The sequence below is a fragment of the Leifsonia sp. SIMBA_070 genome, from assembly GCF_046534635.1.
GTDB lineage: Bacteria > Actinomycetota > Actinomycetes > Actinomycetales > Microbacteriaceae > Leifsonia.
The window spans coordinates 491,874-512,897 of the sequence record NZ_JAWRYK010000002.1; the positions used below are offsets into that span (position 1 = coordinate 491,874).

General features: G+C 69.2%; 19 protein-coding genes. 15 read left to right on the forward strand and 4 right to left on the reverse strand.

All coding sequences use genetic code 11. The annotated features are described in order from the left end of the window. Positions 1 to 15: 15 nt before the first annotated feature. The 14 genes from SB754_RS18180 to SB754_RS18245 all read left to right on the forward strand — a co-directional run bounded on the left by SB754_RS18180 (position 16) and on the right by SB754_RS18245 (position 17,419). Positions 16 to 804, forward strand: coding sequence for an amino acid ABC transporter permease (locus SB754_RS18180; protein ID WP_410783808.1), 789 nt, complete (start codon positions 16 to 18; stop codon positions 802 to 804). Continuing rightward, positions 801 to 1,571: an amino acid ABC transporter ATP-binding protein gene (locus tag SB754_RS18185; protein WP_410783809.1), complete on the forward strand. Its 771-nt coding sequence runs from the start codon at positions 801 to 803 to the stop codon at positions 1,569 to 1,571. Before SB754_RS18180 ends, SB754_RS18185 begins: the two co-directional genes overlap by 4 nt. Then, positions 1,568 to 2,587, forward strand: coding sequence for a Gfo/Idh/MocA family oxidoreductase (locus SB754_RS18190; RefSeq protein ID WP_410783810.1), 1,020 nt, complete (start codon positions 1,568 to 1,570; stop codon positions 2,585 to 2,587). The genes SB754_RS18185 and SB754_RS18190 overlap by 4 nt, the downstream gene beginning before the upstream one ends. Before the next feature lie 5 nt (positions 2,588 to 2,592). Continuing rightward, complete coding sequence (locus tag SB754_RS18195) at positions 2,593 to 3,723, forward strand: NAD(P)/FAD-dependent oxidoreductase (protein WP_410783811.1); 1,131 nt, start codon at positions 2,593 to 2,595, stop codon at positions 3,721 to 3,723. A 122-nt stretch (positions 3,724 to 3,845) separates the two neighbouring features. After that, on the forward strand, positions 3,846 to 4,556 hold the full coding sequence (locus SB754_RS18200; protein WP_410783812.1) for a hypothetical protein: 711 nt from the start codon (positions 3,846 to 3,848) through the stop codon (positions 4,554 to 4,556). Continuing rightward, positions 4,556 to 10,735, forward strand: coding sequence for an RHS repeat-associated core domain-containing protein (locus SB754_RS18205; protein WP_410783813.1), 6,180 nt, complete (start codon positions 4,556 to 4,558; stop codon positions 10,733 to 10,735). The genes SB754_RS18200 and SB754_RS18205 overlap by 1 nt, the downstream gene beginning before the upstream one ends. Positions 10,736 to 11,383: 648 nt before the next feature. Next, positions 11,384 to 11,635 carry a hypothetical protein gene (locus SB754_RS18210; RefSeq protein WP_410783814.1) on the forward strand — a complete coding sequence of 84 codons (252 nt, stop codon included), beginning with the start codon at positions 11,384 to 11,386 and terminating at the stop codon, positions 11,633 to 11,635. Between the two features lie 348 nt (positions 11,636 to 11,983). Continuing rightward, a complete protein-coding gene (locus SB754_RS18215; RefSeq protein ID WP_410783971.1) occupies positions 11,984 to 12,874 on the forward strand; it encodes an alpha/beta fold hydrolase in 891 nt (296 codons plus the stop codon). A gap of 19 nt (positions 12,875 to 12,893) precedes the next feature. Next, positions 12,894 to 13,523: an HAD-IA family hydrolase gene (locus SB754_RS18220; protein WP_410783815.1), complete on the forward strand. Its 630-nt coding sequence runs from the start codon at positions 12,894 to 12,896 to the stop codon at positions 13,521 to 13,523. Between the two features lie 44 nt (positions 13,524 to 13,567). Then, positions 13,568 to 14,290, forward strand: a complete 723-nt coding sequence (locus SB754_RS18225) for a helix-turn-helix domain-containing protein (RefSeq protein ID WP_410783816.1) — start codon at positions 13,568 to 13,570, stop codon at positions 14,288 to 14,290. A 55-nt stretch (positions 14,291 to 14,345) separates the two neighbouring features. Beyond that, entirely contained in the window at positions 14,346 to 15,164 is an 819-nt protein-coding gene (locus SB754_RS18230; RefSeq protein ID WP_410783817.1) for an alpha/beta fold hydrolase, read from the forward strand. Position 15,165: 1 nt separating this feature from the next. Next, the gene (locus SB754_RS18235; RefSeq protein ID WP_410783818.1) at positions 15,166 to 15,729 is read left to right on the forward strand and encodes a dihydrofolate reductase family protein; all 564 of its coding nucleotides are present in this window, start codon (positions 15,166 to 15,168) and stop codon (positions 15,727 to 15,729) included. A 26-nt stretch (positions 15,730 to 15,755) separates the two neighbouring features. Continuing rightward, positions 15,756 to 16,871: an epoxide hydrolase family protein gene (locus SB754_RS18240; protein ID WP_410783819.1), complete on the forward strand. Its 1,116-nt coding sequence runs from the start codon at positions 15,756 to 15,758 to the stop codon at positions 16,869 to 16,871. A gap of 35 nt (positions 16,872 to 16,906) precedes the next feature. Continuing rightward, on the forward strand, positions 16,907 to 17,419 hold the full coding sequence (locus SB754_RS18245) for an AAA family ATPase (protein WP_410783820.1): 513 nt from the start codon (positions 16,907 to 16,909) through the stop codon (positions 17,417 to 17,419). Positions 17,420 to 17,727: 308 nt separating this feature from the next. On the opposite strand, the gene SB754_RS18250 is transcribed toward SB754_RS18245, so the two are convergent. The 4 genes from SB754_RS18250 to SB754_RS18265 all read right to left on the reverse strand — a co-directional run bounded on the left by SB754_RS18250 (position 17,728) and on the right by SB754_RS18265 (position 20,308). Further along, positions 17,728 to 18,102 (reverse strand): VOC family protein, encoded by a 375-nt coding sequence (locus SB754_RS18250; RefSeq protein ID WP_410783821.1) that lies wholly within the window; start codon positions 18,100 to 18,102, stop codon positions 17,728 to 17,730. A 61-nt stretch (positions 18,103 to 18,163) separates the two neighbouring features. Further along, entirely contained in the window at positions 18,164 to 18,814 is a 651-nt protein-coding gene (locus tag SB754_RS18255) for a hypothetical protein (protein ID WP_410783822.1), read from the reverse strand. 19 nt (positions 18,815 to 18,833) lie between these two features. After that, positions 18,834 to 19,280: a hypothetical protein gene (locus SB754_RS18260; protein WP_410783823.1), complete on the reverse strand. Its 447-nt coding sequence runs from the start codon at positions 19,278 to 19,280 to the stop codon at positions 18,834 to 18,836. Next, positions 19,277 to 20,308: a glycoside hydrolase family 6 protein gene (locus SB754_RS18265; protein ID WP_410783824.1), complete on the reverse strand. Its 1,032-nt coding sequence runs from the start codon at positions 20,306 to 20,308 to the stop codon at positions 19,277 to 19,279. The genes SB754_RS18260 and SB754_RS18265 overlap by 4 nt, the downstream gene beginning before the upstream one ends. A 227-nt stretch (positions 20,309 to 20,535) precedes the next feature. Here SB754_RS18265 and SB754_RS18270 point away from each other — a divergent pair, with 227 nt between their 5' ends. Then, positions 20,536 to 21,006, forward strand: coding sequence for a hypothetical protein (locus SB754_RS18270; protein ID WP_410783825.1), 471 nt, complete (start codon positions 20,536 to 20,538; stop codon positions 21,004 to 21,006). The last annotated feature ends 18 nt before the right edge of the window (positions 21,007 to 21,024 follow it).

The following is a 21,024-nucleotide window of genomic DNA, read 5'->3' on the forward strand; positions in this document are numbered from 1 at the left end:
CTCAGGGAGATCCCCATGGACTGGCTCGACACCATCACGCACACCTTCTTCGACATCCCGTCGATGCTGCAGGTCTTCCCGCAGCTCCTCGGCGTCGGACTCGTCAACACGCTGATCATCTCGATCGCGGCGACCGTCATCGGTGTCGTGCTCGGAATGGTGGTCGCCGTCATGGGGATCTCCACCTCCCGCTGGCTGCGCATCCCCGCCCGCGTCTACACGGACGTGTTCCGCGGCCTGCCGGCGATCCTCACCATCCTGCTCATCGGCCAGGGGTTCGCGCGGTTCTCGCAGGCGGTCTTCGGTCCGTCCCCGTACCCGCTCGGCATCCTCGCGCTGTCGCTCATCGCGGCCGCGTACATCGGCGAGATCTTCCGAGCCGGCATCCAGAGCGTCGAGAAGGGACAGCTGGAGGCGTGCCGCGCGCTCGGCCTCAGCTACGCCAAGGCGATGCGGCTGGTCGTCGTCCCGCAGGGCGTCCGCCGCGTGCTGCCGGCCCTCGTCAACCAGTTCATCGCCATCGTGAAGGACTCCAGCCTCGTCTACTTCCTCGGCCTCCTGGTCGGCGAGCGCGAGCTGTTCCGGGTCGGTCAGGATGCGGCGGTGCTCACCGGCAACCTGTCGCCGCTGGTCCTGGCCGGGCTGTTCTACCTGGTCATCACCGTGCCGCTGACCCACCTCGTCAACTACTTCGACAACCGGTTCCGCACCGGGCGCCGCAAGCCCACCCCACCACAGAGCGGACTCGACGAGCTGGATGAGGTCCAACCGCCCGCGCCCCTCACCCTCGGGAGCAACACATGACCTACACCTCTCCGCTGCCCGCGCAGCAGACACCCGACTTCCGCGGCTCCGCCCTCGATCTCCTCGACCTCACCATGGCCTACGGCGACATCGACGTGCTCCGTGGGGTGACCCTCTCGGTGGCGCCCGGAACCACGACCTGCGTGATCGGCCCCTCCGGGTCGGGCAAGTCGACGATGCTCCGCGGCGTCAACCGCCTCCACGAGCCGAAGAGCGGCGACGTTCTGCTCGACGGCAGCAGCATCCTGGGCGCCAAGCCGGACGCGCTGCGTCGCCGGATCGGCCTCGTCTTCCAGCACTTCAACCTGTTCCCGGACCACACCGCCCTCCAGAACGTCATGCTCGCGCTGCGTTCGGTGAAGCGGATGCCGAAGGCGGGGGCGCAGCGGATCGCCGAGGAGCGCCTGGTGGAGGTCGGCCTGGGCGAGCGGATGGACCACCGTCCGCGCGACCTCTCCGGCGGCCAGCAGCAGCGCGTCGCGATCGCCCGGGCGCTCGCCATGGAGCCGGAGGTCATGCTCTTCGACGAGGTGACCAGCGCCCTCGACCCGGAGCTGGTGAAGGGCGTCCTCAACCTGATGGCGGACCTCGGCCGACGCGGCATGACGATGGTCGTCGTCACGCACGAGATGAACTTCGCCCGCAAGGTCGCCGATCAGGTCGTGTTCATGGACGAGGGACGGGTCGTGGAGGCCGGCCGGCCGGACGACCTGTTCGACCGTCCGCAGAGCCCGCGCTTGCAGCGCTTCCTCTCGGAGGTCCTGTGAGCGGCGCCGCGCCCCTCCGCGTCGGGCTGATCGGGTACGGTGTCGCCGGGCGGGTGTTCCACGCGCCGTTCATCGCGGCGGATCCCGAGTTCGAGCTGGCGGCGGTCGTCACCTCGCAGACCGACCGGATCTCCGCCGATCATCCGTCCGCTACGGCCGTGCCCGATGTGGAGGCGCTGCTCGCGCATCCCGGGCTGGATGTCGTCGTCGTGGCGTCGCCGACCCCGCTGCACGTCGCGCAGGCGACCGCCGCCGTGGAGGCCGGGCTCGCCACCGTCGTGGACAAGCCGTTCGCGCCGGACGCGGCGTCCGGGCGTGCCCTCGTCGAGCGGGCGGAGGCCGCCGGCGTCCCGTTCACCGTCTTCCAGAACCGGCGCTGGGACGGCGACTTCCTCACCCTGCGGCGCCTCGTCGACGACGGCTCGCTCGGGGGTGTCCGGCGGTTCGAGTCCCGCTTCGAGTGGTGGAAGCCATTGGCGGACGACTCCTGGAAGTCGACCACCGGTGCGGCCGAGGGCGGCGGCATCCTATTCGACCTCGGCGCGCACTTGATCGACCAGGCCCTGCTCCTGTTCGGGCCTGGCCGCGTCGCCCATTCGGAGGTCCGCAACCGCCGCGGCGGGGGAGCCGACGATGACGTCTTCGTCGCGATCGAGCACGAGTCCGGCACGACCAGCCACCTCTGGATGAGCGCCGTCGCCCCGATCGCCGGCCCGCGCTTCCGCGTGCTCGGCTCCCGCTCCGGGTTCGTCTCCTGGGGGCTCGACCCGCAGGAGGGCCAGCTGTCCGGAGGGATGCGCCCGGGAGACCCCCGGCTCGGCCGCGCCATCGCGCCCGCCCGCCTCGGTACCGACTCCCACCCGGACGAGGTCTCGCTCGTTCCTGGCGACTACGCCGAGTTCTACCGGCGGCTCGCCCGCGCCCTGCGCGACGGCTCGCCGCTGCCCGTCGACGCTCGGGAGAGCCTCGCGGTCCTCGAACTGATCGACTCCATCCACATGCAGAACCGAAAGTGAGCACCATGACCGCCCCATCCTCCCGTTCCCGCGTCGTCGTCATCGGCGGCGGTGTCCTCGGCGTCTCGACCGCGACCCAGCTGGTCCGGTCCGGCGCCGACGTGACCCTGCTGACCGAGGGCGAGCTCGCCAGCGGCGCCAGCGGGCGCTCGCTCTCCTGGCTCAACACCGCAGGGCACCGCTCTCCCGAGTACCACGCGCTCCGCCAGCTCGGCATCGACCGCTACCGCACCCTCGCCGCTCGCGCCGACGTGTCCGGCTTCCTGCGCTTCGACGGCGGCCTGACGTGGGCGCCGGAGGGCGAGTCGTACCGTCCGGTCCTCGAGCACGAGCGCGCGATCGGATACGACGCCCAGTGGCTCGCCGCCGACGAGGTCGCCGCCTGGACTCCCGGTGTCGACCCCGCGTCCATAGCTCCCGAGGGTGCGATCTTCAACCCGGGCGAGGGATGGGTCGACCTCCCGTCGCTCATCGCGCACCTCGCGGAGGAGTTCGTCGCCCGAGGCGGCGAGCTCATCACGAATGCAGGCCGCGTCGAGGTCGCGGTCGAGGACGGCCGCGCGGCGGGCGCAGTCACCCCGGACGGCCGCCGGTTCGGTGCCGATGCCGTGCTGCTCGCCACCGGCCCCTCCGTCCCCGCGCAGGTCGCCGAGCACGGCGTCGTGATCGACGACGGCAGCCCGACCGCGCTCCTGGTCTGGACGAAGCCGGTGGAGACTGAGCTCACCGCCGTGCTCAACACGCCGAACGTGGCGGTGCGTCCGACTCCGACCGGCGCTCTCGCGCTCGACTCCGCCTGGTCGGAGGAGGCCCTGATCCTGGGCGACGACGGGTCCGTCACCGTCCCCGACGGCATCGTCGACCGGCTGCTCGAGGAGGCGTCCCGCGTCCTCGCCGGCAACCCGCGCCTTGAGTTCGACGGCTTCGGCATCGGCGGCAAGCCCATCCCGGGCGACGGAGAGCCGGTCCTCGGCGAGCTGGAGCAGATCCCCGGCTACTTCGTCGCCTTCACGCACAGCGGCGCCACGCTGGGTCTCATCGCGGGCGAACTGCTCGCGCGCGAGATCCTCACCGGCGAGAAGTCGCCGCTGCTCGACACGTTCCGCCCGGTGCGCTTCTCGGCCGCCCTGGTGTGAACGTCGCGGAGGGGCCAGGTGGGATGGGCCCCTCCGCCGGCCGGCCCGCCTGCGCGATCCGTAGGTCGCGCAGGCGGGTGCACCGCCGCGGAATGAAATGAATCGCGGGATCCGCGTCACGAGTGGGCGATGTCCTCGTCTTTCAGGGTGTGACGCAATCCCATAACCGGTTCCTAGCCGTTTCGCAGTCTGTCGCGCTCGCGGTGGTCGGCGCACTTCTGCTTGCCGCCGCGTTGGTGCTCGCGGCGCCGGCTTCCCGTGCAGCGGGAGCTGAGACGGCGGCGGTCTCGTGCCCGTCGACGGCGGATGCCGCGACGTGCGATGCCGATTCCGACACGATTCCCGACACGGTCGAGCGGGTCGTCTGCGGCTCGGCGACCTGCGCGACCGGGCGTGAGGACCGCGACAAGGACGGCGTTCCGGACTGGGTCGAGGTTCGAGCGTGCGGCACGGTGACCTGCGCGTCGCCGACGAAGGATTCGGTCGGGGATGCGATCCCGGATTTCGCTCGTCAGATCGTGTGCGGTTCGGCGACCTGTGTGACGGGTAACGCGGATCAGAATGCGAACGGTGTCCCGAAGTGGGCGTCGGTGGTCATCTGCGGCACGACGGCGTGTGCGACCGGCCATGAGGATTACGACGCGGACGGGGTCTCCGACGCGATCCAGCTCGCAGCCTGTGTGATCGGCCGGTCGGGGCTGGCGAGCACGGGCGCCACGATCGCGATCTGGCTGATCGGCGTGCTGGCGGCCGCGCTGATCGCGGTGGGCCTGGTCCTGGCCCGGAAGCGGCACCTGTTCGCGGCCGCCGTCAGCGCGAGCAGCGCCGCCTGATGCGGGCTGCTGTGTTGCGCGGCGTGGTCGCCGCGGTCGCTGTGGGTGCGTTGACGGTGGTCGGGACGGTGACGCCGGCGGAGGCGGCCCCGTGGGAGGTCGCGCGGCGGACGGCGGCAGCGACGCTGGCCGAAGTGCGGGCGGCGGCCGCAGGGTCGGATGCTCGCGTCGCCGCTCAGACGGAGGCGCCGGCGCCGGCGGCAGAGGGGACGGTGCGGCCCGATGCCTCGTCCACGATCACGGCTGACGACCTGGGAGTTTCGGCGACCTTCTCGGGCAATGACGTTGCGGGTGAACTAGACGTGTCGGTGGGTTCGGCGGCGAAGGACGCCCTCGTGTCGGCGCAGGCGGAGCAGCCGGGCGGGGGCGTGCCGGTGTCGCAGCCCGTGCAGATCACCGCGAAGGACAAGGCGGGCAAGGCGCAGACGAAGTTCCCCGCCAAGAGGGTGCACACGCGTGGCGGGGGCAAGAAGGGCCCGATCGTCTCGGATGTGATCCCCGGTGTCGCGTTATCGATCACACCGGACATGGAGGCCGTGAAGGCGAACGGGCTGGACCCGGACTCGCTGAAGATCTACACGCGGGAGAAGCCGGGAGAGGCGTGGACCGCGCTTCCGTCGTACTTCGACGCGAAGAGCGGGCAGGTGAGGGGGGAGTCGACGCACCTGTCGGAGTTCGTGGTGATCGGGATCAAGTTCGTGCCGCCGCCCGGTCCGGTGATCGTCCTGGACCCGGACAACGATGAGGGGCATGTGTCGACGCCGGCGCCGCCGGTGACGGAGCTCGGGTTCAACATCCGCCTGGCGCAGCTGGTGTCGGCGCAACTGCAGCAGGACTGCCGGGCGACGGTGACGATCACCCGGGAGGATCCGGCGGTGCCGTTCATCAGCCGCGAAACGCGGGCAGGGATCGCGTCGAACGCGAACCCGGTCGCCACGCTGGGAATCGGTTTCAACACGCTGGATGGTGAGTCGTGGGGCGGCGTCGACCCGGCCTTGGGCGGGTCGCAGTCGTATTCGCGCGGGCGGGCCGCCGACGATGCGCTGTCGAACTCCCTGGTCGGCAACCTGCCGACGTACACGTCGCGTCCGGCGAAGAACATGGGCAACAACGGCAACTTCCCCGGGAGCGAATTCGACGGGGTGCCGGGTGCTCTGACGCATCTCGAAGCGTTGTTCATGGACAACAATCTCGACCGCGCGGTGATCGACAACGGCTTCTCGCACATCGCAGACGGGGTCCTCACCGGGCTCGGAAAGTGGTTGGAGACGCAGGGGTTCGACTGCACCGATCCGGTCACCGGCGGCTGGCCCTCTCCGCCCACTGCGGCGGAGATCGCCCGCTGGCGGTTGCTCGGACTGCAGAACTATCTGACGTATGGAGGGGAGCCGTTCTCCTTTTCCACCGGAAACCTGGTCGAGCAGGAGAAGTTGTTCTCCCTTCCCGGGCTGGGCGGTTCCGCCACGGATTTGACCCTGTTCTACAACTCGCAGGATGGCCGCCTCTCCCGGGTGGGCGCCGGGTGGTCGTTCGGGCTGGGGGCTCGCGCACAGCGGTTCAGCGACGGCAGCGTGATGGTGGTGCGCGGCGACGGAGCCACCTTCGTGTTCAATCCGGACGGACATGGCGGGTACCTTGCGGATCCGGCCGTGCATCAGACCCTGTCGGAGCAGCCGGGTGGACGACTTCTGCTTCGCGATGTGTCGGGAGAGTCGTGGGTATTCGACGCCGGCGATATCGAGGGCATCGGGGAGCTGATCTCACACACGGACGCGAGCGGGAACACCACCACTCTCACGTATGGCGCCCCGAATGAGGATGTGCAGCAGTTCGTGCCGCTGACCTCCATCACCGTGCCCGGAGGCCAGGTCATACAGGTCGAATCCGACGCACTGGGACGCGTAACAGGATTCATCCGCCCAGGCGGCGACCGCTGGTCGCTCGCCTACGACGCTGCGGGCGACCTGACGATGGTCACCCTGCCGGATGGTCGAACTCACCAGTTCGGCTACGACGAATCGCACCAGTTGCTCACCGGCACCGATGCGACCGGCGCCCAGTATCTGAAGAACGAGTACGACTCCGCTGGGCGAATCGTGAAGCAGTGGGATGCTGCAGGCAAGCTGCGCACGCTCGACTACTCCAAGCCCGGCCAGACGACCTACACGGACACGTTGGGCCGGGTGAGTGTCTACTTCTACGACGCCCAGTTCCGGATCATCAAGGTGCAGCATCCCGACGGGACGACCGCGTCGTTCGCCTTCGATGCGCAGAACAATGTGACCACCTCGACGGACGAGAATGCCCACACCACGAAGTACACGTACGACGGTGCGGGCAACATCCTCACCGAGACCTCGCCGTCCGGCCAGGTGACCAAGTACACATATACGCCGACGGGTCTGCTGGCGACCAAGACGGACGCGGGTGGTGCTAAGGGTTCGGCTCGCACGTGGGCGTACGAGTACGACGGCGCCGGCCACCTGACCGTCACCCACCAGCCGGATGGGACGACCGTCACCAACCGCTACGACAGTGCGGGCAACATCATCGCCACGGTGAAACCCTCAGGGGCGACGACCACCTATGATCACGACGGTGCCGGCAACATCACGACCGTGACGGATCCCACTGGGGCGGTGACCCGGTACGCGTACGACAGCGCCGGCCGGATCACCGCCAAGACCGACCCGAACGGTCACACCACCTCCTACCGGTGGGACAGCGGCGACCGGGTCACCCAGGTGACCGATCCGGCAGGAGGCGTCACCGAGTACGGCTATGAACCCAATGACCATGTCGCTTCGGTCACGGATCCGACCGGGGCGACCACCTCCTTCGCCTGGGATGCGCTGTTCCATCTCACCGCCTCCACCAGCGCCACAGGCGGGGCCACCGGCTACTCGTACGATTCCGAGGACAACCTCCTGGCTGAGAAGAACCCGCTCGGCGCCACCACCACGTACACGCCGGACGGCCGGGACCGCGTGGGTACGGTCACCGACCCGAACGGGGGCACCTGGAAGCGGACCTACGACGGCGTCGGGAACGTCACGAGCGTGACATCACCGACCGGTGCCACGACCCGCTACTCGTATGACGACAGTGGCAACCTCACCACGGAGAAGGACGCCACCGGCGCTGTCACCCGCTACCGCTACGACGAGGTCGGCCGGATGATCGCCATGGTGGACGCCGACGGTGTCACCACCCGGTACTCCTACGACGTCATGGACCGGGTGACGCGCGTCACCGACGGTCGGGGGAAGCACACGGACCACGGTTACGACGCCGACGGCAACCTCATCTCGGTCACCAACCGCAACGGTGACGTCACGGTGTTCGGCTACGACGGGTCCGGCCGTGTCCTTACCGCGACCACCGCTCTGGGCGAGCGCACCTCGTACGGCTACGACCCGGCAGGGAACTGCACGTCGGTGACCGATCCGCTGGGCCGGACCACGATCACTGGATACACACCGACCGATCTGGTCGCCTCCGTCACCGACCCCGCCGGGCACACCACCAGCTACGCCTACGACAGCGCCGGCCGCCGCACCGGGATGACCGACGCGAACGGGCACACCAGCACGTTCGTGTTCGACGGCAACGGTCAACAGACCGCCGTGACCGATCCGAACGGCGCGACCACCTCCTACCGGTACGACCTCGCCGGTCAGCAGACCTCGACGACGACGCCGAACGGAACAACCACGGCGTACGCGTACGACCCCGCAGGCCAGCTCACCCGGGTGACCGAGGGGTACAAGAAGGGCGCGAAGCCCGCCCCCGACACCAACGTCATCACCTCCTACGCCTACGATCCGGACGGCAACCTGACCGGCGTCACCGACCCGAACGGTCACATCACCCAGTACACGGTCGACCCGCTGGGGCGGACTACCAGCGAGGTCAACCCGGTCGGCAACACCACGCGTACCACGTACACGTCGGCAGGTCGCACGGCCTCCGTGGTTGCCGGCACCGGTGCGACCACCGCGTACCAGTACAACAAGAGGGGAGACCTGACCCGTCGGGATGCCGCCGGCGCGATCGCGACGTTCGAGTACGACGCCGACCAGAACCTGATCGCGGTCACCGACCCTGGTGGAGTCACCGGTTTCACCTACGACAAGGATGGCCGGGTCACCACCCAGATCGACCAGCAGGGCGGCAAGCTCCGCACCGCCTACGACGCGGCCGGGCAGACCACCGGAGTCACCCTCCCGACCGGGCAGAAACTGTCGTACACGTACGACCAGGCGGGGAAGGCGACCTCGCAGTCATCGCCGTGGGGTTCGCTCACCTTCGCGTGGGACCCAGCCGGAAACCTGACCCGGCAGACCAGATCCACCGGCCTCAGCACCGGCTACGCCTACGACGCCGACGATCGTGTCACCACGATCGCGCACACCACGCCGGCGCCGCCCGAGGCGCAGACCCCGGCGCCCACTGCCACTCCGGCCCCGTATGCGGCCGGCGACGCAGCGGCGGCGAAGTGCTCCGGTGTGGGTGGGTACCTGGGTGCGCGAGCTCAGTCGACCAGCGACGCGCCGCTGTGCGAGAAGACCGCTCCGTATCTGGACGGCCGTACCCTCCCGACCCCGGCGAACCCGGTTCCGGATGGTGGCGTGCTGACCTACCACTACGGCTACGACGGCGACGGCAACGTCACCTCTGCGTCTCGGACGATCGCGTCCAGCCCCAATGAGGTCGCCTCAACGGGCGTGGCCGTGGGTGCGGGCGGGGGCTCGGTCCCGTCTCCGGTTGTCTCGGTGAAGAGGTCTTCGGTCGCGTACATCTACGACGCCTTGGACCGACTGACCGCCTCCGCCACGACGGCCGGCAAGAACGCGGGCGAGAAGAACGCGTACGGTTACGACCGGGCCGGGAACCGCACCAGCTGGTCCCGCAGCGGGGCCGCGGATGGCACCTTCACCCAGCAGGCGATGTTCAACGACGCGAACCAGCTGACCCGCTCCACCACGACCGGCAGCGGCCGGGGCGTGTCCGGCGGGGTGGCCGCCTACTCATATGACGGTGCCGGGAACCGCGTGAATCAGTCGGTGGGTGGGGTGTCGACCCGGTTCGGGTACAACCCGGCCGGGCAGACCACCCAGGTTCAGCGCGACGGTCGGACCACCTCGTACGGCTACGACGGTTTGGGCCGCCGGACGGCCACCACTGATGAGACCCAGTTCGGCTCCACCACCACGCACACCACCTTCGACGGGCTGAACCCGGTGCAGTCCAGCACTCCCGGTGCCGGCACCGCGACGTCGATCCGTGATGCGGTCGGCGCGCTGGCCGAGCATGTCACCGCGAACGGGGAGGCCACCTGGGACTTGCTGGACCGCCTCGGCTCCACCGTGGCAGGCGCGGTCGGCGCCTCGATCACCCAGCTGTCCTCCTACGACGACTGGGGCGCGCAGCAGTTCGAGAGCACCGGCTGGTCGGCACCGGACAACTTCACCGGCGAGACCACCGACCCCACCCAGGGCCTGAACCACTACCACGCCCGCACCTACGACCCCACGGCGGCGTCATGGACGTCGGCGGACCCGATGCGCGGCATGCTCACCCAGCCTCGGTCGCTGCACCGCTACGCCTACGCGTGGGCGAACCCGTCCAGCAACCTCGACATCGACGGCAACCAGTGCGCCCGCGTCAGCCCACAAACCGACAGCCTCCCCCTCGGCTGCGGTGCAACGCCCGTGCAGGCCCAGCAGAACGTCACCGACAAGTCGAAACCGCCCGTCGCACCGCAGCCCCCGCACACCGAGCCGAAGCCGTCGGGACCGACAGCGAAGGGCCCAAACTCAGAGAACGATGAGCAACTTCGCCACCTGCTGGATGCGTTAGGCCTCTCGCTCGCGCTTTTGCAGGGATTCGCTGGCAGCGGCGCAGTCCCGCCGGTGGACTGGAGCGCAGTCGGCGGCACAATGATCGCTATCTTGACTGGGTTGATCAGTGCCGGTGTAGGAGTACTCATAAGCCTCGAAACGGTCTTCTACGCACAGCTTAAGTGGCTGACGGATGTCCAATACCAGTCGTTTCTGCAGGCTGGCCGAGATGTCGGCGCTTGGGTTGACGACAATATCAATCGGCCTGTGGCAGGAACCGCCTGCGCGTGGTTGCGCAACTGGTTGGGGCGTATGGGAGTGCCAGCGACATGTTAGAACCCCCGTTCCGGCACCCAGCGCGCATTGACGATCTTCTGGATGGTGTCGCTTGAATCGCGTGAGGCCATGGTTCTTGCGCCACATCCTCAATATAGGCATAACAGTAGCGGTCATCGGCGTGAGCGGTTTAGCTGTTGTCTATGCTGGAGCGGCGATCTGGGGCTGGAATGGACATGCCATCGTGTCATCTGCGGTCTGTTTCGGCTGTTGCGTGGGAGTCGGGGTCCGCTGGATCTTGATCGGTCGTACTCGGTCAAAGAACAAGTGATGATCAGGGTATTTAGATGCGATGACGCCAGAGTCCGGGCGGCCGGGCAGACCACAGGGGTCACTCCCCCGACCGGTCAGCAGCTGTCGTACAGCATCCCAATGCGCAGGGATCCATCTGCGGCGTGTTGTTGTGCGTGGCGTTCGGGCCATCGATGGTGGGCGTTGGGCCGGCGTTGAGGGCAGGTGTTGACGTGGGCGTCGGCGTGGCAACGGGTGATAAGACGTCAGGGCTCGGAGTGCAAGGTTCGTGTTCCGTCGCGCTCGGGCCAGGAGGTGTCCACGTGGACTATTCGCGCGATATCACCGGCCATCAAAACGTCGGGGCGGGTATTTTGTTGGCGCCGCTGCAGGATGTAGCGGTTTAATCGTCTGGACGTGGTGATGACTCTAGAAGCCACAATCGGGTTAGCAATTTCCGCACCGGTAGCGCTCCTATCCGGGGTGGTGCTGATCGTCTGGCGTAGACAAATCTCGCAGTGGTATCGCAACGTTTTCGAAGTGGCCGGCAAGCTCGGCGATCCATTTGCCAAAGCAGCGACTCCGCGCATGATTGCGTTCGTCGGCTGGGCCGCCGTAGGGATCGGAGTATTGAATGGGGCAAGGCTGTTCTATGGGCTGATCAACTAACATGGCTGATCCGTTGACGTTGGCAATGATCCTTGCCCTCGGCTTGGTGTCCTTGATCGCCGGCACCTCCCTTTGTATGCTAAGCCGTCACATCCAGGGGTGGCTCGAACGCACAGGCTTGTCAGTCACGCAGGCTCGGGTAGCAAATTTCATCGGTTTCACCGCCCTCTTGATGGTAGGTCTTGTAGCTGTCGTTCTGTTTGGCTTCCTTCGATGATCGGAGGTGGTCTGGGCGTCGGCCACGGGCTGAAGTGCCACGACGGCTCCCAGCGGCTCGACGCGTGCCGGCGCATCGACAGCGATCTGGGACATTGTGCCGGCGGGCCGCCCGCGAGCATGATCGGCCACATGGGCACCACACGTGCGCCGCGGCGTCTTCCGCGGCACCCGGCGTCGACACTCGCGGAGCGTTGGACGACGGTCGACGGCGTCGACGTCTTCTTCCGGGAGTCGTCCAGCCCGCCCGATGCCCCGGCGATGATGCACGTGCACGGGTTCGGCCTCTCCGGACGCTACCTGCTGCCGACCGCGGAGCGGCTCGCCGACGAGTTCCACACGCTGGTGCCCGACCTGCCCGGGTTCGGCCGCAGCGGGAAGGCGCCGCACGGCCTGGATATCCCCGACCTGGCGCACGAGGCGGCGCGATTCCTCGACGACCGGGGCATCGAGAAGGTCACCCTCGTCGGCAACTCGATGGGCTGCCCGGTGATCCTGGAGTTCGCACACCACTACCCGGACAGGATCGACCGGGCGGTCCTGGTCTCCCCGGCGGGTGGCGCCTACAACAGGCCGTTGCGTCGCGCCGTCGGGCAGCTCTCCCGCGACGGTGGCCGGGAGCCTCCCAGGATGATCCGCGTCGCAGGCCCCGACTACGTCCGCTTCGGGGTGCCGAGCACCTTCAAAATGTTCAGCGCGCTGACCCGGTACCCCTCACTGGAGCGGTTGCTGGAGCTGCACATCCCGACCCTCGTGGTCATCGGGGACCGCGACCCGCTGCTGCCGCACCCGGATCGGGTGAAGGAGGTCGCGGTCGCCACCGACAACCATGTCGTGCTCGTACGCATCGAGGGTGCCGCGCACGCGATCAACTTCAGCCATCCCGGCGAGTTGGCGCACGCCATCCGGCTCTTCATGGCGGACAAGCCCATCGTCGACGACCCGGATTCCCCAGGCAAGGCCAGCGTGTACGAGATCCACCGCAGCGCGCACGTGCCGCCGAACCCGGGCGCGGACGGGTGAGGTCTCCTATGCTCGGACCGTGGATGAGATCGAGGCGGCCGGGTACCTGTTCGACATGGATGGGACGCTCGTCGATTCGACGGCCGTCGTCGAATCCGTCTGGACGGCGTTCGGCCTCCGCAACGGCGTCGACCCCGGCGCGCTGCTCGCCTACGCGCACGGCCGCCAGGCGGTCGACACCGTCGCGCACTTCCTGCCCGCGGTGAGCGTGGAGGAGCGCGACGAACTGGTCCGCGGACTGGTCGCCGAGGAGGTGACCCGCACCGACGGCATCGTCGAGATCCCCGGCGCTGCCGAGCTGGTGGACGGGCTCCTCTCGGACGGCGCTCCCGTCGCGGTGGTGACGAGTGCGCCGCGCGAGCTGGCCGTTGCGCGGATGCGCGCGGCGGGCGTCCCCGTGCCCTCCGTACTGGTCGCGGCCGAGGACGTCGCACGCGGCAAGCCGGATCCGCAGGGTTACCTGCTTGCGGCAGAACGCCTGCGGGTGCCGATCGGCGAGTGCGTCGTCCTCGAGGACGCGGAGGCCGGCCTGGTGGCGGCCGTGGCCTCCGGCGCCCGCGTCATCGTGGTGGGGGAGCACACGTCGGCGACCACGGCGGGCCTTCCGCGCCTGGCGGACTACCGCGGAGTGAGTGCGACGGCGCACTGACCGGAGGGCGACGGACAACGGCGACGGACAGGCAGGGGGCTGACGTGGCGATCGAGACAACACACCGGGAGTCGGACTCCCGATACGTGTCGCGGGTCTGGACCGGGCGCATCGAGGGGGCGGCGCGCATGACATCCATCGCGACCTCCACCTCCGAGCTCGTGTTCTGGAGCGACGCGGGGGTTCCGCGGGTATCGGTGCGTGGCCCGGAGACTGCTGCGTCGACGGCGGACATCGTCGGGGACTCGGAGACGTTCGGCATCACCCTCGCCCACGGCACGTCGATGGCGCCGCTGCCCAACTCAGCGCTCATCGACAACCAGTGGGACAGTCCCAACGTCACGGCCCGGGGTTTCGTCCTGGCCGGCGAGGAGTTCGAGGTTCCCGGCGTCGACGACGCAGAGGCACTCGTCGACCGGCTCGTGCGCGCCGGGATCCTCGTCCGCGACCCGATGGTGGAGGACGTCGTCTGGGGCGGAATCGCCCGTGTGGGCACGAGATCGGTGCAGCGCCGTGTGGCAGCGGCGACCGGGCTGACCCAGGGCGCCATCCGGCAGATCGAGCGCGCGCGGCTCGCCGCAGCGCTGCTCGAAGAGGGGACGCCGGCGCTGGAGGTCGTCCACCGCTGCGGGTACTTCGATCAGCCGCACCTGGCCAGGTCGCTGCAGCGTTTCATCGGCCGCACGGCCACGCAACTGCAGCGCCCGGATGCCTCCGCACATCCCCTGTCGCTCCTGTACAAGCCCCGCGCTCTCCCGGATTCCTAGTCTGCTTCCAGGCGCTCCACCTGGAGGCCGCACAGAACCTCGAGAAGGGCAGAAGATGCACAACGGAACAGTCACCTCCCCGGACGGCACCACCATCGCCTACTCCGCGTGGGGTAGCGGTGAGCCGATCGTCATCATCGACGGGGCGACGGCTCATCGCGCCACGACAACCGAGAACGCGGCGACGGCCGAGCTCCTCGCCGACGAGTTCCTGGTCATCAACTACGACCGCCGGGGACGCGGCGAGAGCGGAGACACCGCTCCCTACGAGAAGGAGCGCGAGTTCGAGGACCTGGCCGCGATCATCGAACAGGCGGGCGGCGGCCGACCCGCGACCGTGTTCGGTTGGTCGTCGGGCGGAAACCTCGCCCTCAATGCGGTCGACGCGGGCGTCCCGGTCGCCCGGGTCGCGGTGTTCGAGGCGAACGCACTGGCGGACGACTCGCGGCCACCGCTGCCCGCCGACTACGTCGACCGCCTCGAGGCGGCGGTCTCGGCGGGGCGGCCGGGCGACGCCGTCGAGATCTTCCTGACCGACGCCGTCGGGATGCCGGCCGAATTCGTGACCGGAATGAAGCAGGACCCGGACCTCTGGGGCAGGCTGGAGGCGATCGCCCCGACCATCGCCTACGACGGACGGCAGGTGGGCGACGCCATGTCCGGCGCGCCCCTCGCGACGAACCGGTGGTCTCGGATCGACGTCCCGGTGCTCGTGATGTACGGCGAGAACACCTGGCCCGCCCTCGCGGGAGGGGCCAAGGCGATCGCCTCCGTGCTGCCGACGGCGACCCTGCGGGCAGTCCCCGGCGAGAACCACTCGACCAGCCCCGACGTGCTGGCCGCTGCGCTGCGCGCCTTCGTGAAGGAGAACTGACATGGGCACGATCGTCGTCACCGAGTTCATCTCCCTCGACGGTGTCGTGGAGGCGCCGGGCGGGGAGGACTTCGAATACCCGAACTGGAGCTTCGAGGTGGACCGCGGGCCCGAAGGCGAGCGGTTCAAAGAGGTCGAGTCACTGCAGGCGGCCGCGCTGCTGCTGGGGAGGAAGACCTACGACGGCTTCTCCGCTGCCTGGCCGCAGTTCGAGGGTGAAATCGCCGACAAGTACAACACGATGCCCAAGTACGTCGTGTCCCAGACGCTCACCGACCCGGAGTGGACCAACACCACGGTGCTTCGGGGCGACCTCGTCAGTGCGGTGACGGAGCTGAAGGAGGGGGTCGACGGGGAGATTTCGGTCGCCGGCAGCATCCAGCTCGTCCAGAGCCTGCTCGCCCACGACCTGGTCGACGAGATCCACCTGATGGCGTTCCCGCTCATCCTGGGCCACGGTCGCCGGCTGTGGACGGACACCCCCGACAAGACGCGCTGGTCGCTGGATGAGGCGACGGTCTACGGCGACGGGGTTCTCGTCACGGTGCATCGACGCGTCCGCTGATCAGACACCGCCCGGGAGGAGAACTGATGAACACGACCGCGATCTCGCCCTTCACCGTCCACCTGGCCGACGACGTCCTCGTCGACCTGCACCAGCGGCTCGAGCGGGCGCGGTTCCTTCCGAGCATCGGGACCACCGAGCGTCCGGCCGGCCTCGGCGGCGAGCGGCTGGGTGCGCTCGTTCGACGGTGGCGGGAGTTCGACTGGCGGGCCGAGGAGGCTCGACTCAACCGCTACGAGCAGTTCACTGCAGAGTTGCCCGGGCACCGCCTCCACTTCGTCAGGGTGCGGCCGGCGAGGGCGGCGGCCAGGGTCGTCCCGCTGCTCCTGCTGCATGGATGGCCGAGTGCGTTCACCGAGTACCTCCCGCTCGCGGACGCGCTCGCCGAGGCCGCGACGGACGAGCTCGCGTTCGACATCGTCGTCCCGTCGCTCCCTGGCTTCGTCTTCTCGTCGCTTCCGGGAGGGCCGCTGACCCGGGCCGCCATCGCCGAGGACCTCCACGCGCTGATGACCGGCGCGCTCGGCTTCGATCGCTACGCGGCCTTCGGGGGCGACATCGGTGGAGCGGCGGCCACCTGGCTGGGAGCGCTGCGACCCGACGCCCTCATCGGCCTCCAGGTGTTCCATCCGCCGTTCCCGGCCGACCCGACACCGCAGACCGACGAGGAGGCGGACTACCTGCAGGCGCTCGACGAGTTCGACGAGGCGGACGGCGGCTACAGCGCCATCATGGGCACCCGGCCGGACACGATCGCGGCGGCCCTGGCCGACTCCCCGGCCGGGCTGCTGGCGTGGATCGCAGACAAATGGGACGCGTGGGCGGACGGCGGCCTGGCCGCGATCGACGAGGCGGAGCTGTTCCGGGTCGCCACGCTCTACTGGGCGACGGGAACCGTCGCGACGTCGTTCCAGCAGTACTTCGACTGGCCGTTCAACGGCCCCCGCCCGCCCATCACGGCGCCCACCGGCGTGCTGCTCACCCGGGAGGAGGCCTTCCGCGACTTCCCGCGGTCGCTCGCGGAGCGCGCTGCCCCGAACCTCGTCTCCTTCGAGCGCGCGAAGGTCGGCGGCCACTTCCTGGGCCTGGAGCAGCCGCAGCGGACAGCGGACGCGATCGGCCGCTTCTTCTCGCGGCTGTGATCCTCCGAGGGGCATGAGGTCGATAATGGGTGGTCATGACGGATGTTCTCGTGCTGCACGGCTCTCCCGGTTCGGGGAAGAGCACACTGGCGCTGGCCCTCGCCGACGCGCTCCGGCTCGCTGACGTTCCTCACGCTGTCATCGATCTGGACGAGTTGAGCCTGGTGCACCCGCACCCCGGCTCGTCGTTTCCACGGGAGAACCTCCGTGCCATCTGGCCGCACTATGTCGCCGTCGCCCCGGATATCAAGGTGATCATCCCGATGGTGTTCGACGACGAGCAGGAGGTCGAACTCATCCGGGATGCGCTGCCCGGGGCACGGCTCACGATCGTCGAGACGACCGCGCCGATCGAGGTGCTGAAAGCGCGAGTGACCGAGCGCGAGCCCACCGACGAGTGGCGCGAAGGGCTGCGGAAGTGGATCGACGTCTACCACGCCCGATCCGATCACGAGCGGATCCGGCACTTCCAGGTGAGCACCTACCCGGCGACGGTCGAAGAGTCCGCTCGGGAGATCCTCCACCTGACCGGCTGGGCGGTCGGCTAGCCCCAGGCGAACTCGGCCCGCACCTCGGCCGTGCTGCCGAGCTCCTCCTGCAGCCGGGTCGCCAACCGGTGTCCTTCGTCGAACCAGTCAGCGCTCGGTCCCTCCTTCAATGTCACCGGTTCCCACTCGTCGTACCAGCGGCGCAGGCCGGCGGTCAGCTCCCGGGAGAGGCCGAGGTCGGCGGGAGCCCGTATGTACTCCTCGGTGAAGCTCTCCCAGAGCGGCCACGGGTTGCCGTGATCGGGGACGAGGCGGATGACGCGTCGACCTCGAACACGCGCATGCAGCCACGCTACCGAGAGAGGTGCTTACGCGAGCGCGGTGACGGAGAAGACGTTGCCGTCCGGGTCGCGGAAGGCGAACATGGGCGGCACGCCCGGCCAGCGCAGGACCTCGTCCACGTCGACGCCGCGCCGGATGAACTCCGCGTGCGTGCCGTCGACATCGTCGGAGATGAAGCGGATGCCGATGGCGCCACGCACGATGTCGGGCGACGCGGGTTCGAGCGTGACGATCACACCCTCCGCCCCTGGGGCGAGCTCGATCCACCGGCCGCTCGGGGTCGGCATGTCGCGGAGCACGGTGAAGCCCAGCGTCTCGGTGTAGAAGGCGAGCGCAGCATCCTGGTCGTCAACCGGGATGCTGACCGTCCTGATGCCGTTGATGTGGGTCGAAGTGGTCACGGCGAAACGGTAGCGAAGGACGCGCACCGTGGCTACAGGGCCGGTTGCCACTGCGCGTTTGCTACTGGCCCGCCACCGCGCTGCCGGTCAACTCGTGGCGCGAGAACGTGTAGACGATGCAGTAGTAGGAGCGGTCGCCGGTCGCCCACTTCTCGGCCGTGTCCGGGTAGCGGAGGTCCAGCTGGACGTCCTCGCCCCAGATGGCGACCCAGTGCCAGTTCAGGAAGGGTTCGCAGAGGTCGCTGACCTGGCTGTCCAACGATCCCGTGCCCGGGAAGGCCGCCCCGACGGCCTGGGGGAGCGTTCCTGAGGTCAGCAACTGCGCGATGTGCGGCGCCGAGCAGTCGACGACCGGGTAGCCGTCGGCCCACTTGGAGTCGTAGGTCTGGAGACAGTCCCCGTCCTTCAGGGAGGCGATGGGTTGGGAGGGGACCGTTGCGACGTGCGTGGCGGTCGGCCGGGGAGGCAGGCCCAGCCGTCTCGGCGCGTTCTCCAGGTCCGGGGTGTGGGCCGGGACCGCAGGAGGCGCCGACGATGCGGCCGCTCCGCCGTTCCCCGTGAGAATCCCCGTTGCCAGGACCCCGACGACCAGCAGGCCGAGGCCCACCGCGACCGTCGCCGCGACGACGAGGAACCAGCCGCGCCGCGACAGTCCGCCCGTGGCGCCACCGGTCTCCGGCGCCGGCCGCTCGCCGGACCGACCGTCGTTCACTCGCTTCTCCTCCACACCTCTATCGTGCCGTCAGCCCGCTGCCCTGACCGCAGACCGTCTGCAGCACCCAGCTCTCGCTCCCCGACGGGGTCAGCTCGCCCGCCCGCACCAGACGGACGAAGTCCAGCGCGTGGTCCGTCAGCATTCCGTCCGCCGACTCTGGCGCGTCGCGGCCGACGTGGATGGACAGCCACCGCGTCGCGCGCGTGCCCAGCCGGGCGGCGACGGCGACGATCCCGGCGAAGTGACGCGCCTGACCGTCCGTCCCGTCGTCGACGTGGCGGCGGAAGCCCCGGCCGCGGATGCGGTTGGAGCCGCCCCGCCCGGCGTCGAGCGGCCACTGCAGGCCGCGCCGCACACCGGCCGCCTCGCGCCCGAGCTCGCGGAGGAACTCAGCCGGCGTGGAGGTGCGCGCGGCGACCCGCGAGCAGGCGGCGGCGAGCTGGGCGCATCCGTCCGCCGTCATCCCTTCCCGCCGCGGACAAGCGCGTCCGCGCCCTCCTGCCACCAGACGCCGGCCGCCGGGCCGCCGTTGCAGCTGCCGTCGCTGACCCCGGGGTGCTTCACCCAGAGCAGCGCATCCAGTTTGCTGCCGTCGCCCTCCGTGACGCTGGGGTCGTCACCGAGCTTCGCGCCCGGCGGGTTGCACCAGGTCCCGGTCCAACCGTTGCCATTACGGGAGACGTCGATGACGTAGTGCTTCCAGCCGATCTTCGACGACAGCTTGCCCGCATAGTCGCGCTCGCGGCTGGTGGTGTCGAAGTTGGACACGTTCGTGAAGAACCCGTGCGCGGCCTCCACACCGGCCTTCTTCAACCAGGAGGCCTGGGCGTCCGGCGAGAGCCAGCGGGCGTTGCCGCCGTCGAGATAGGTGGCCACCCCGGCCTTTTCGAGGATGGCGACCGACGCCTTCAGGAGCGGCAGCCGGACGGTTGCGGAGTCGCCGCACTTCGGGTCGGCGAGCATGCCGAGGGAGTCCGGCTCCAGCAGGACGACGGCGTGGCTGCCCTGCAAGGTGGAGGCGATGGTGCTGATCCATGGCAGGTACTGGTCGGGGGCGAGCCCGCCCTTGGAGTAGCCGCCGCAGTCGCGGTTCGGGATGGCGTAGGCCACGAATACGGGAGTGGCTTGCTGACTGCGGGCGTCGGCGACGTCGTTCCGCAGTTCGGTGACCAGCCGGTCGCCCTGGAACCACTCGCCCAGCCAGACCGCGGTCGGGACCTCGGCGATCCGCGCGGCGATGAGCGCCGAGGCGGTGTCCCCCTGCGCATCCATCCTGGCCTGGGCCGCGGCCGCCTCCGTGTTCGGGTCGAGATAGAGGCGTGGGGACGCGAAGGCCTTCGACGCCTCGGCCGTGCTCGCCGGTGTGGCCGAGGCCGCGGCGGAGAGGGAGGAAGCAGGCGATGCCGTCGGCCGCGTGAGCCCGAGCGCGATGCCGGCCACGGCGACCACAGCGATCACGGCGAGCACCGCGATGACGACCGGCTTGCGCATCCGTTTCCCCTTTCGGACCTGCGAATTCCACACCCTAACAGCGCCGGGTGGATGCTCAGCGTGTCGCCCGGATTGGGGTACAGATTTGTGTCCTCCAAATGACCCACAGAACGGTCTTTCTGGCTATGCTCGCCATGTCACACACCCGAGTTACTGCCTGTAGCCCCGCGGACGCCGACCCGAAACCCGGCCATGCGGGAGAACCCGAACGCTGCAAAGGACGTATCGTGCACACCACTTCCTACAACGCTGCCCACGACAAGGCGCAGCTGCTCGCCCGCCGCCACGAGCGCGACCTCCACTGGGCAAAGGAGCGCCGCAGGCAGCACGAGCGCGAGACCGCAGAGGCGCGCGCCCTGCTCGCCATCCGTCCACTCCGCGCCGCCGCGCCGACGCTGTGGGCCTCGGCGGGAGCGCTGGCGGTCACCGCGGGGGCCTGGCTCGCCGCGCTCGCGGCGCTGTCGCCGTCCTGGGCGGTCATGGGCGACGGAGGCGCGGCTGCGGTCGCCGTCGTGATCCTCCTGGTGGCCGCTGCCTCGCTCGGCCGGCTCCGGGCCCGGCGTGCTGCGGCCCGGGAACTGCTGCGGATCCGGGATGCCCGTCTGTCGCACACGCAGTACCACATCCACGAGAGCGTCCACTCGTACATCGGCGCTCGCGTGGATGTGGTGAACACGCGGGAGTCCGTGCCCGCCTGAGTGCCGACGCCGCGGGGT

Excerpts from the sequence above, each read along its gene's own strand:
- SB754_RS18180 (WP_410783808.1), top strand. The coding sequence starts at position 16 with ATGGACTGGCTCGACACCATCACGCACACCTTCTTCGACATCCCGTCG.
- SB754_RS18185 (WP_410783809.1), top strand. The coding sequence starts at position 801 with ATGACCTACACCTCTCCGCTGCCCGCGCAGCAGACACCCGACTTCCGC.
- SB754_RS18195 (WP_410783811.1), top strand. The coding sequence starts at position 2,593 with ATGACCGCCCCATCCTCCCGTTCCCGCGTCGTCGTCATCGGCGGCGGT.
- SB754_RS18205 (WP_410783813.1), top strand. The coding sequence starts at position 4,556 with ATGCGGGCTGCTGTGTTGCGCGGCGTGGTCGCCGCGGTCGCTGTGGGT.
- SB754_RS18215 (WP_410783971.1), top strand. The coding sequence starts at position 11,984 with ATGGGCACCACACGTGCGCCGCGGCGTCTTCCGCGGCACCCGGCGTCG.
- SB754_RS18230 (WP_410783817.1), top strand. The coding sequence starts at position 14,346 with ATGCACAACGGAACAGTCACCTCCCCGGACGGCACCACCATCGCCTAC.
- SB754_RS18235 (WP_410783818.1), top strand. The coding sequence starts at position 15,166 with ATGGGCACGATCGTCGTCACCGAGTTCATCTCCCTCGACGGTGTCGTG.
- SB754_RS18240 (WP_410783819.1), top strand. The coding sequence starts at position 15,756 with ATGAACACGACCGCGATCTCGCCCTTCACCGTCCACCTGGCCGACGAC.
- SB754_RS18245 (WP_410783820.1), top strand. The coding sequence starts at position 16,907 with ATGACGGATGTTCTCGTGCTGCACGGCTCTCCCGGTTCGGGGAAGAGC.
- SB754_RS18260 (WP_410783823.1), bottom strand. The coding sequence starts at position 19,280 with ATGACGGCGGACGGATGCGCCCAGCTCGCCGCCGCCTGCTCGCGGGTC.
- SB754_RS18265 (WP_410783824.1), bottom strand. The coding sequence starts at position 20,308 with ATGCGCAAGCCGGTCGTCATCGCGGTGCTCGCCGTGATCGCTGTGGTC.